The organism is Streptomyces sp. NPDC127119 (assembly GCF_042677425.1).
Classification (GTDB): domain Bacteria; phylum Actinomycetota; class Actinomycetes; order Streptomycetales; family Streptomycetaceae; genus Streptomyces.
In genome coordinates this window covers 72,358-83,296 of the sequence record NZ_JBHXTO010000027.1, presented here as the reverse complement: position 1 = coordinate 83,296, position 10,939 = coordinate 72,358, and the positions used below count along the sequence as shown (strand labels likewise).

General features: G+C 71.6%; 7 protein-coding genes. 4 read left to right on the top strand and 3 right to left on the bottom strand.

The genetic code is table 11. From position 1 onward, the window contains the following. Positions 1-395: 395 nt before the first annotated feature. The 4 genes from ACFVH5_RS15365 (at position 396) to ACFVH5_RS15350 (ending at position 5,293) form a co-directional block, all read left to right on the top strand. Positions 396-1,670 (top strand): aspartate kinase, encoded by a 1,275-nt coding sequence (locus ACFVH5_RS15365; RefSeq protein WP_385834161.1) that lies wholly within the window; start codon positions 396-398, stop codon positions 1,668-1,670. A 28-nt stretch (positions 1,671-1,698) separates the two neighbouring features. After that, the gene (locus tag ACFVH5_RS15360; RefSeq protein ID WP_384815298.1) at positions 1,699-2,748 is read left to right on the top strand and encodes an aspartate-semialdehyde dehydrogenase; all 1,050 of its coding nucleotides are present in this window, start codon (positions 1,699-1,701) and stop codon (positions 2,746-2,748) included. A 452-nt stretch (positions 2,749-3,200) separates the two neighbouring features. Continuing rightward, positions 3,201-3,776: a SigE family RNA polymerase sigma factor gene (locus tag ACFVH5_RS15355; protein WP_384815295.1), complete on the top strand. Its 576-nt coding sequence runs from the start codon at positions 3,201-3,203 to the stop codon at positions 3,774-3,776. After that, positions 3,773-5,293: a hypothetical protein gene (locus ACFVH5_RS15350; RefSeq protein WP_385834160.1), complete on the top strand. Its 1,521-nt coding sequence runs from the start codon at positions 3,773-3,775 to the stop codon at positions 5,291-5,293. The genes ACFVH5_RS15355 and ACFVH5_RS15350 overlap by 4 nt, the downstream gene beginning before the upstream one ends. Positions 5,294-5,430: 137 nt before the next feature. Here ACFVH5_RS15350 and ACFVH5_RS15345 read toward each other — a convergent pair whose 3' ends face one another. The 3 genes from ACFVH5_RS15345 to ACFVH5_RS15335 form a co-directional block, all read right to left on the bottom strand. Beyond that, positions 5,431-6,270: an SURF1 family protein gene (locus ACFVH5_RS15345; protein WP_385834159.1), complete on the bottom strand. Its 840-nt coding sequence runs from the start codon at positions 6,268-6,270 to the stop codon at positions 5,431-5,433. 85 nt (positions 6,271-6,355) lie between these two features. Next, a complete protein-coding gene (locus tag ACFVH5_RS15340) occupies positions 6,356-8,236 on the bottom strand; it encodes a prolyl oligopeptidase family serine peptidase (RefSeq protein WP_385834158.1) in 1,881 nt (626 codons plus the stop codon). A gap of 415 nt (positions 8,237-8,651) precedes the next feature. Continuing rightward, on the bottom strand, positions 8,652-10,703 hold the full coding sequence (locus ACFVH5_RS15335) for an NAD-binding protein (RefSeq protein WP_385834165.1): 2,052 nt from the start codon (positions 10,701-10,703) through the stop codon (positions 8,652-8,654). Between the last annotated feature and the right edge of the window lie 236 nt (positions 10,704-10,939).

The following is a 10,939-nucleotide window of genomic DNA, read 5'->3' as shown; positions in this document are numbered from 1 at the left end:
TGTCTTTGTCCTTTATCCCCCCCGGGCGCGCGCACCTGGCGGGGGGGTTGGGGGGGGGGGGGGGGGGGGGGCCCCGGCCCCCCCCCCCCGGCCCCCGCCCCGATCTCGCGCCGTGCCCCTTTCCGCCCGGACATATCGCGCCGGCCGTGTGACTAGGGGCACTTTGCGAGTGAGGTGCGTCCGGGACGGGCAGATGCGGTCCTGGAGCGGCCGGAGGGCCGGACCGCGGGAGCCGACCGACCGGCCGACCGCGGGACAGGACCCGACCGGACCGGGTGATCAACACGTGAGCGGGACATCTCACGATGCGATATCACTCGGGTGGAATTCGGCCGCTCGTTAGACTGAGCCGACCGCAGTCGTGCGGTACGAGACGGACTGAGCGAGGAGCGCACGTGGGCCTTGTCGTGCAGAAGTACGGAGGTTCCTCCGTAGCCGATGCCGAGGGCATCAAGCGTGTCGCCAAGCGAATCGTCGACGCCAAGAAGAACGGCCATCAGGTCGTTGTCGTGGTGTCGGCGATGGGTGACACGACGGACGAGCTGATCGATCTCGCCGAGCAGGTATCGCCGATCCCTGCCGGGCGTGAGTTCGACATGCTGCTGACAGCGGGAGAGCGGATCTCGATGGCCCTGCTGGCCATGGCGATCAAGAACCTGGGCCACGAGGCCCAGAGCTTCACCGGCAGCCAGGCAGGCGTGATCACCGACTCCGTCCACAACAAAGCGCGCATCATCGATGTCACGCCGGGCCGCATCAGGACGGCGCTCGACGAGGGCAACATCGCGATCGTCGCCGGGTTCCAGGGCGTCAGCCAGGACAAGAAGGACATCACCACGCTCGGGCGCGGCGGTTCCGACACCACGGCCGTCGCCCTCGCCGCCGCCCTCGACGCCGAGGTCTGCGAGATCTACACGGACGTCGACGGTGTGTTCACCGCCGACCCCCGCGTGGTGAAGAAGGCCCGGAAGATGGACTGGATCTCTTCCGAGGACATGCTGGAGCTCGCCGCCTCGGGCTCCAAGGTGCTGCTGCACCGCTGCGTCGAGTACGCACGCCGATACAACATCCCGATCCACGTCCGCTCGTCCTTCTCGGGACTGCGCGGCACCTGGGTCAGCAACGAGAATCCGCAAGGGGACGCGCAGGTGGAGCACGCCATCATCTCCGGAGTCGCGCACGACATCTCCGAAGCCAAGATCACGGTCGTCGGCGTCCCGGACAAGCCGGGCGAGGCCGCGGTGATCTTCCGGACGATCGCGGACGCCGAGATCAACATCGACATGATCGTGCAGAACGTGTCCGCGGCCTCCACGGGCCTCACGGACATCTCCTTCACCCTCCCCAAGGCCGAGGGCCACAAGGCCATCGAGGCCCTGGAGAAGGCGAAGGGCGCGATCGGCTTCGAGTCGCTGCGCTACGACGACCAGATCGGCAAGATCTCCCTGGTCGGCGCGGGCATGAAGACCAACCCGGGCGTCACCGCCTCGTTCTTCCAGGCGCTGTCCGACGCGGGCGTCAACATCGAGCTGATCTCGACCTCCGAGATCCGCATCTCGGTCGTCACCCGCCAGGACGACGTCAACGAAGCCGTGCGCGCCGTGCACAGCGCCTTCGGGCTCGACTCCGACAGCGACGAGGCCGTCGTCTACGGAGGCACCGGACGATGACCGTCCCCCCGTACGGAGGCGTACGACGATGACCGGGCGGCCGACGCTCGCGGTCGTGGGCGCGACCGGAGCCGTCGGCACGGTCATGCTCCAGATCCTGTCCCAGCACGCGGACATCTGGGGCGAGATCCGTCTGATCGCCTCACCGCGCTCGGCCGGCCGCAAGCTGGCCGTGCGCGGCGAGCAGGTCGAGGTGGTGGCCCTGACGGAGGAGGCCTTCGACGGGGTCGACGTCGCCATGTTCGACGTACCCGACGAGGTGGCCGGGCGCTGGGCGCCGGTGGCCGCCGCCAAGGGCGCCGTCGTGGTCGACAACTCGGGCGCGTTCCGGATGGACCCCGAGGTGCCGCTCGTGGTGCCCGAGGTCAATCCGCACGCCGCCCGCGTCCGGCCGCGCGGCATCATCGCCAACCCCAACTGCACGACCCTGTCGATGATCGTGGCGCTGGGCGCGCTGCACGCCGAGTTCGGGCTGCGCGAGCTGGTGGTGTCCTCGTACCAGGCGGTGAGCGGGGCCGGGCAGCGCGGAGTCGACACCCTGCGGCAGCAGCTGAAACTCGTCGCCGGTACGGAACTGGGGACGACCCCCGGTGACGTACGGCGGGCCGTGGGGGACAACACCGGGCCGTTCCCCGAGCCGGTGGCGCTCAACGTGGTGCCGTGGGCCGGGACCGTGCGCGAGGACGGCTGGTCCTCGGAGGAGATGAAGGTGCGGGACGAGTCCCGCAAGATCCTCGGACTGCCGAACCTGCCCGTCGCCGTCACCTGCGTCCGTGTGCCGGTCGTCACCGTGCACTCCCTGACCGTCCACGCCCGTTTCCAGGGCGAGGTGACGGTGGGCAGGGCGCGGGAGATCATCGCCACGGCGCCCGGGGTGGTGCTCTTCGACAATCCCGAGGCGGGGGAGTTCCCGACGCCGGCCGACGTGGTCGGTACGGACCCCACCTGGGTCGGGCGGGTACGCCGGGCCCTCGACGACCCGACGGCGCTGGAGCTCTTCGTCTGCGGCGACAACCTGCGCAAGGGCGCGGCCCTGAACACCGCTCAGATCGCGGAACTGGTGGCGGCGGAGCTCTGACCTGCGCCAGGAGCCTCCGCCTCCGGCCCGGGACAGGAAATCCGCCGGTCGTTAGTTGAATCTTTTGTAGGATCTGTGCGACTTCTGTGGTTCGATCGGGTTCGAAGCTGTGGTCCGGACCACTGAAGCCAAGCCTCTGGCGTTCGAAGATTTTTCTCCCCGTTCTCCGCAACCGCGCGGAGGGCGGGGAGCGTCTTTGCGGTCGCCCTTCAGGGGTGACCGGACGCCACGTTCATATGGGGCATAGGGGATGGGCTTTTACGTATGAGGACACTTAGCGCACGGTCCGGCATGAGGTCCTGCACAAACGTGATGCCTGTCGCGTACAACCCCGATGGGGGTACGCGTGTCCAACTGGCGTGGCTGAGGTTCTCGAATTCACTGTGGCGACGCGGGGCACTGCTCTCCGTCCGCCCCGCCGACCCCGCACGTCCGGCGCGTCCGGCGGCGGCATGCCGGTGATCGCCCCCATGCCCGCAGCGCGGCCGGCCCGCATCCCGAATCAGCGTGAAGGCGCTGACGAGGCACTGGCGGCCGGCACGACCGTCGACCATCTCACCGAGACCTACCGCGCCCACTACAGGTCGCTCCTCGGCCTCGCGGCGCTCCTCCTCGACGACACCGCCTCGTGCGAGGACGTCGTCCAGGAGGCCTTCATCCGGGTGCACTCGGCGCGCAAGCGCGTGCGCGACCCGGAGAAGACGCTCGCCTATCTGCGCCAGACCGTCGTCAACCTCTCGCGCTCCGCGCTGCGTCGGCGCATCCTCGGCCTGAAGCTCCTCTCCAAGCCGATGCCCGACATGGCGAGCGCGGAGGAGGGCGCGTACGACCAACTGGAGCGCGACGCCCTGATCAAGGCGATGAAGGGGCTCCAGAGACGCCAGCGCGAGGTCCTGGTCCTGCGGTACTTCGCGGACATGACCGAGGCGCAGGTCGCCGAGACCCTCGGTGTCTCCCTGGGCTCCGTGAAGGCGTACGGGTCGCGCGGCATCGCCGCGCTGCGCGTCGCCATGGAGGCGCCGGCATGAGCGGGCACGACGAGCGAGCACGCCACGACGAGCACGGTCGCCTCGGCGACGACGAGCAAGAGCAGCACGCTGGGAACGGAACTGTGAATCACGGCCCCTCGGAGAACTCGGGCCCGGAAGAGTCGGGCCACACGGACATGGAAGGCCGCCCGTCGGACCGCTCGACGGATGGTCCCTCGGACGCCTCGGACGAGCAGGTCGAGCAGGTCGAGCAGGTCGAACCGGTCGAACCTGTAGACCCCGGTGACTCGGACGAAGCGCCGGGCGCATCCCCGGCCGAGGTCGAGGCCGCGGGCGGCACACCGGAGAAGGCTTCCGGCGACGCACCGACCAAGATCTCGCCCCTGCTCTCGAAGGACTCCTCGAAGGACTCCTCTGTGGACGCCGGGGACTTGGGTGACGCGGGAGACTTGGGCGGCTTGAGCGGCTCGGGCGGGTCCGGAGCTGATGGTTCCGGCGCCGCTGGCACCCCGGGCATCCCCGATGTCCCGGGTATCGGTCTCGCCGCCGACGGGGCAGGACCGGACGTGTTCGGCTCCGACGAACTGGCCCTGCGGCGGCTGCTGCACCAGGCCGTCGAGGAGATCGAGCCGACCGACGGCACGTTGGACCATCTGCGGCGCGCGGTACCGGCACGGCGGGCCCGCAAGCGCCAGGCCCTCGTCGGCATGGCCGCCGCCGCGCTCTTCATCGGCACGGCGGTCCCGGCCCTCCTGCACGTCTCGAACTCCACGGGCTCCAACGCCGACCCGTCCATGGCGGGCGCCACCTCGGCGACCCAGGGCGGTGCGAACGAGGGCAAGGAATCCTCCTCGGGAAGCGGCTCCGGCGATTCCTCGGGTTCGTCCAAGGGCTCCGGCAAGGGCGACAAGAAGGACGAGACCGGCAAGGGCAAGGGAGGCGACGGCGGTACCGCCGGCACCCAGCCCACGGCCTCCACCGCGAGCGCGCCGACCTGCGCACCGACGCAGCTCACCGCCGCCGCCGGAGGCGGCGCACCCGACGCCACCGGCGCGGTCTACGGCACCTTCACCGTCACCAACGTCTCCACCGCCAGCTGTACGGTCGTCGGCGACGGCTCGGTGTCGCCGGCCGGACTGGGCGCCGCGGACCAGTCCCAGCTCTTCTCGGCTCTGCACGTGGCGGGCGACGCCGCCGCCGGACTGCCCGACCCGTCCACCTACGCCTCCTCCCTGGTACTGCCGCCGGGCGGGACGTACAACGTGAAGTTCGCCTGGGTGCCCTCGTCGACCTGCCCGACCAGTGGCGGCGGCAGCGGCGGCGGGGAACCCTCGCCCGACCCGACCCCCACCGAGGACCCCACCGGGGCCAGCGGCGGTACGGCCTCGGAGGGCACGAGCGGCACGGAGACGCAGCTCATGAGGGCTGACGGGACCGTCGACGGAAGCGTCAGCGTGACCTACGTCGCCGCGGGCGGCGCACCGGCGACCTCGACGACCGTGTCCAACGCGTGTGCCGGCACGGTCTACCGGACCGGCGTGCTGGCCGGCTCCTGACCACGACGGTTCATGACCACGACGGTTCATGACCACGACGGTTCATGACCACGACGGTTCATGACCACGACGGGTTGTGACCACGGCGGTTCATGACCACGACGGGCCCGGGCGTCAGGTAGCGGCGCCGGGCCGTGTCAGGCAGTGGTGGACGAGGTGGGCGAAGACGAGGTGGGCGAAGAGGACGTCACCTTCGTGGCGCCGGTCTCCGCCGGAGTCTCCTCCACGAGGCCCAGCTCCGCGTCCTGCGCGAACTCCGCCTCGCGCCGCATCAGCCGGAACCACATGAAGACCACGAAGCCCGCGAAGACGAACCACTCCCCGGTGTAACCCAGGTTCTGGAAGGCCTTCAGATCCAGGCCCGTGTCCGAAGGCGCCGCGGCGGGCACGGCCTTCATCCCCGAGTCGGCCTCGGCGAGCGTGATCCACGCGTCGTACATCTTGTACGGCACGAGGTTCACCAGGGACGCCGAGCTGATCGCGCCGGTCTGTCCGGCGGGGAGCCCACCGGCCGCGGGCACGCCGTTCGACCCGGGTGTCTCCGACGCCTGGAGCGCGCCGGTCACGGTGACCTCGCCGGCCGGAGCCGCCGGGGCCTTCGCGGTGTCGGCGTCGCCGGCGAGCCAGCCCCGGACCACCGGCAGGGCCCTGCCGTCGTCGGTGCGCAGCATCGTCAGGACGTAGAAGCCCCGCTTGTCGTCCAGCTCCCGGCCGGGCACGAGCAACTGCTTCCCGTACCGGCCCGTCGCCGTGGCCTGCTTGCCCGACGTCTCCTTGTCCACGGGCAGCAGCCGGGCGAGCGGCCGGGGAGCCTGCGTCCTGGCCGCCGAGGCCTGTTCGCCTGCGTCGCGATGGTCCTGGACGCGGTCCTCGAAACGCCCCAACTGCCATGACCCCATGAACACGCAGAAGGGGATGGCCAACAGCACGAAGACGTTGATCCCCCACCAGCGGGGCGTCAGCAGGAACCGGTACACAACCCCAAAGGTACGGGGCCCCGCGGAGAGCACGGCCGAGGGGGGTGCCTCGGCCCCGGCCCTCCCCGCGAGGGTCCCGGCGCGGTCAGCCGCCCAGGTGCCGCTCCGCGAAGTCCAGCTCCAGCCGGACCTGCTTGATCCGCTCGTCCACGACCAGCGAACCGTGCCCCGCGTCATAGCGGTACACCTCGTGGTCCGCGTCCCGCGAGGCCAGGCGGGCCACGTAGTTCTCGACCTGACGGATCGGGCAGCGCGGGTCGTTGACCCCGGCGGAGATGTAGACCGGTGCCTTCACCGCGTCGACGTACGTCAGCGGGGACGACGCCTCGAAGCGCTCCGGAACCTCCTCCGGAGTGCCGCCGAGCAGCGTGCGGTCCATCGCCTTCAGGGCCTCCATCTCGTCGTGGTAGGCCGTCACATAGTCCGCGACCGGTACCGCGGCGATACCGAGCGCCCATGCCTCGGGCTGCGTACCCAGACCGAGAAGGGTGAGGTAGCCGCCCCAGGAACCGCCGGTCAGGATCAGCCGGTCCGGGTCGGCGGACCCGGACGAGACCGCCCACTCCCGTACGGCCTCGATGTCCTCCAGCTCGATCAGGCCGACCCGGTGCTTGAGGGCGTCCGTCCACTCCCGTCCGTATCCCGTGGAACCCCGGTAGTTGACCCGGATCACCATGTACCCGTGGTCCACCCAGGCCGCCGGGCCCGCCGCGAACGAGTCGCTGTCGTGCCAGGTCGGGCCGCCGTGGATGTCGAAGACGGTCGGGAGGGGACCGCTCGCTCCGGCCGGCCGCTGGACCAGGGCGTGGATACGGCCGCCGGGACCCGTCACCCACACGTCCTCGACGGGCACCGACCGCGGCGCCTTCATACCGGGCGGATCGAGGACGACCTCGCCGGACGTCGAGCGGACCACCGGCGCCTCGGCGGAGGACGACCACAGGTACTCCACGCTGCCGTCGGGGCGGGCGGTCGCGCCCGACACCGAGCCCTTGGGCGTCGGCACCCGCTCCAGCCCGCGGGTCGCCAGGTCGAACCGCCACAGCTCGCTGCGCGCCTCGAAGCTGTTGACGACGAGCAGGGCGGAGCCGTCCGGATACCACTCGGCGCTCAGGTCGCCGTCCAGCTGCGAGGTCAGCTCCAGATCCGTCTCCTCGCCGGAGACCACGTCCCACACCATCGGCTCCCAGCGCCCGCGCCGCTGGTGTCCGACGAGCAGCCGCGTGTCCCCGGCCACCGGGGCGAAGCCCAGTACCTCAAGGCCCAGCTCGGCCGTGCCGTCCTTGGTGTCGTCCAGTTCGGAGACCGCCGAACCGTCCATCCGCAGCACCCGCAGCGCGGAGTGCATCGCGTCACCGTGCTCGGTGTGCTCGACCGCGATCAGCGTGCCGTCGTGCGAGAGGTCTCCTACGCCCGCCGACTCGCGGTGCCGGTAGACCTCGACGGGGTCCTCGCCGGTGCGGCTGACGTAGATCGTCGAGCCGTCCTCGTCGGTCGACCTGCCGACGATCGCCGTCCGCCCGTCCCGCCCGAGCGCGAGTCCGGCGGGGTAGGAGGGGTCGAGGCCGGGAGCGGCGGGTGCGTCGGGACCGGCCGGCCCGCCCTGGCCGCCGGACCCGTCCTGGTCTCTGGACCCGCCTTCACCGTCCGCCCCGGCGGTGAAGGGCTGCCGGCGCCAGATGCCGAACTCGTCGCCGTCCTTGTCGTCGAACCACCAGATCCACTCGCCGTCGGGCGACAGCACGCCGTCCGTCGTCCCGTTGGGCCGGTCCGTGACCTGGCGCTGGGCGCCCGACTCACGGTCCCATGCGTACAACTCGTACGTCCCTGTCGCGTTGGACACGAACAGGGACCGGTGCGGGGCGTCCTCCGCCCAGTCCGGCAAGGACACCCGCGGCGCCCGGAAGCGCTTCTCCCATTCGGGCATGGTTCCCTCTTGCGGGGTGGCCCCGTTGCTCTCAGTCATGGCCCCATATTGCACGCACAGGACGACATCGTGCTGACGGGCCCCTCAGCCTGTGGATAACTCTCCGCCGGGAGTGGGCCGTGGTGCGGCCGAGCCCCGAATCACCGCAGTTCGGAGCGGTTCTGAGCGGTACGGAGGGGTTCGGAGCCGTTCTGGGCGGGGCGGAGGGGTTAGGAGGGGTCCGGAGCGGTTCAGGTGTGATTGCCGACGGGCGAGTGCGGTTGGTGGAGCGCTGCGGGGCGCTCCGCGGGGAGCGCGGTGGTGATCTGAGGGCCGGTGGTGACCTGCGGGTCGGTGATGACCTGGGGGCCGGTGGTGACTGTGGGTCGGTGGTGACCTGCGGGCCGGTGGGGGCTGGTCGCGGAGTTCCCCGCGCCCCTTGCGGGGCACAGCTCCGGCGCCCGGCCAAGGGGAGCTAAGGGGCACCGCCGACCGTACGTTCCCGGGTGCCGCGTCCCAGCAGTTCCGCGAGGCCACGCCGGGTGGCGGCGATGACCACGCGGTCGCCGGAGCCGAGCACGTAGTTCGGGGGCAGGTCCCAGACCAGGCCCGAGGGGCGGTCCGGAGCCGACGAGGCCGGGGCCGGGGCCGGGGACGCGGGGCCGTTCGGCGCGGGTGGGGCAGGGTCGGCCGGCGGACGGGGGCGGCGACCGCCCGGACCCGCGGTGTCCAGGACCGCCGTGTCCAGGGCCAGGACCCGCCACGCCCCCGCACGGAACGCCTCGGCGACGGTACGGCCCTCCAGATGCGGATGCCCCGCGACGTCCAGGGCCGCGAAGAGCAGCACCCGGCGTTCCACGGGGATCGCCCCCAGGATCTGGCGGCCCATCATCGCTCCGGCGAAGGCGGGCGCGGCCAGATGGGAGACGCTGCGGCTGCGGGTGAGCGCGTTGGGGTGCGTGGCGCGCAGGGTGCGGTAGACGGCCGTGGCGAAGTCGTCGTCGTACAGGCGCAGGACGACGCGCAGATCGGGCCGTACCGACCGTGCGTACAGGGCGGCTTCGAGGTTCGTGGTGTCGGCGCTGGTCAGGGCGAGCAGGGCGTGCGCCCGGTGGATCTTGGCGGCTTCCAGGACGCCTTCCTGGGTGACGTCACCGAGGACGACGGGCACGCGCAGCCGGCGTGCCAGCGCGAGCCCGCGTGCCTCCGGGTCGGCCTCGACGCACACCACGGGGATCTGGAGTTCGCGAAGGCGCGCGAGGACCCGCGTACCGATCTTGCCGACTCCGAGGAGGACGACGTGACCGGAGAGGCCCCGGGGCGGCTTGCGCAGCGCCGTCCCGCTGCGGAACGTACCGAGGCCCTCCAGGACGGCGGCGAGGAGTACGGGAAGCAGCAGCAACCCGACGAGTCCGGACAGGAGTTGGAGGATCTGGCGGCCGAGGGGGTCGTCGAGCGCGGGGTCGTTGATCGCGAAGAGGTCGAGGAGGGTGAGGTAGGTGGCGTGCAGCGGATGGGCGCCCGTGACGAGCATGGACGCGACCGCGAGCGCGACCACACAGGCCACCAGACCGGCGAAGGACCAGCGCAGCCGCCGGGAGAACAGCCTGCCGAGGGGCAGCCCGATGGACATCCCGCCCGGCAGGACACCGCGTCGGGCGGGCAGCGGGGGAGCGGAGTACGACACGGTCTCCAGGACGATCGTGCCGCGGCCGGTCGCGGCGGCCACGGACGCCTCGTCGGGCAGCAGCCGCGGCCCGTGCTCGCCGCTGCTCTCCGAACCGTCCGCGCCGGCCGGGTCGTTGGTGGTGGCCGAGAGCAGGGCCAGCGTGCACAGCCCGGGGTCGGCGACCTCCCCGGGCCCCGGCGGCTGCCGTTCCACGGCCCGCAGCATCAGCCCGTCCGTCTGTACGACCTTGCTGGTCCCGGCCACGGCGGTGGCGGCCAGCGCGGGCGCGGCGGTGTCCGCGTCGGAGAGTACGGTCGTGGAGGCGTCGAGGAGACCGGGCGCGGGCGAGCCCGCGGCCTCCCCGATCCCCGCCATGGCCAGGGCGGACGCCTGGTCGAGCAGGGCCTCGATGTGCTGGCCGAGACGGCGGTTGTAGAGCCGTATGACCAGGCGGAGGCGCGGGTTGAGCCGGCGGGCCATGAGGGCCGCGCGGATGTTGGTCTCGTCGTCGTCATGGACGAGGGCCAGCGCGTGGGCGTGCTCGACCCCGGCCTCGGCGAGCACGGCCTCGGTCAGGACGGCGGCCTCCACCACCTGTTCGGCGCGCGGCCCTTCGGAGGTGCCTGTGGCACCACCGCTGCTGCTTCCGCCTGCGGTGGTGACGCCGTTGCCCGCCGCCGCCCGGGTCATGGCGGCCGACACGCGGTCGAGCAGCGTCGAGGCGCGGGCCCGTCCCACGACCGGGGGCCGCACGGTCCGCTCGGCGGAGGGCACGACCAGGGTCACCCGCTCCTTGTAGACGCCCCGCAACTCGGCCGCGAGCCTGTGCGCGAGGGCGTCGTCCCCGCACACCACCATGTGCGCGGCGCGGTTGTCCGCACCGCGATCGTCCGGCCCGCGCTCGTTCGATCCGCGCTCGTTCGTTCCGCTCTGATTCGGAAGGCTCCCCACAACAGCACAGACTGCCTCACGAGTACGGGCGGTTGCACGATGGCCTGCCGCGAGGGGACCGGCTTCAGAGACCGCCTTCAGGAACCGCCTTCAGGAATCGCCTTCACGAACCGGCCGCGTACCGGGATGAGAAGCTGTGCCGG

Bases quoted from the DNA above. Each gene is read 5' to 3' on its own strand.
- ACFVH5_RS15360 (WP_384815298.1), top strand. From the start codon at position 1,699: ATGACCGGGCGGCCGACGCTCGCGGTCGTGGGCGCGACCGGAGCCGTC.
- ACFVH5_RS15355 (WP_384815295.1), top strand. From the start codon at position 3,201: ATGCCGGTGATCGCCCCCATGCCCGCAGCGCGGCCGGCCCGCATCCCG.
- ACFVH5_RS15350 (WP_385834160.1), top strand. From the start codon at position 3,773: ATGAGCGGGCACGACGAGCGAGCACGCCACGACGAGCACGGTCGCCTC.
- ACFVH5_RS15340 (WP_385834158.1), bottom strand. From the start codon at position 8,236: ATGACTGAGAGCAACGGGGCCACCCCGCAAGAGGGAACCATGCCCGAA.
- ACFVH5_RS15335 (WP_385834165.1), bottom strand. From the start codon at position 10,703: ATGGTGGTGTGCGGGGACGACGCCCTCGCGCACAGGCTCGCGGCCGAG.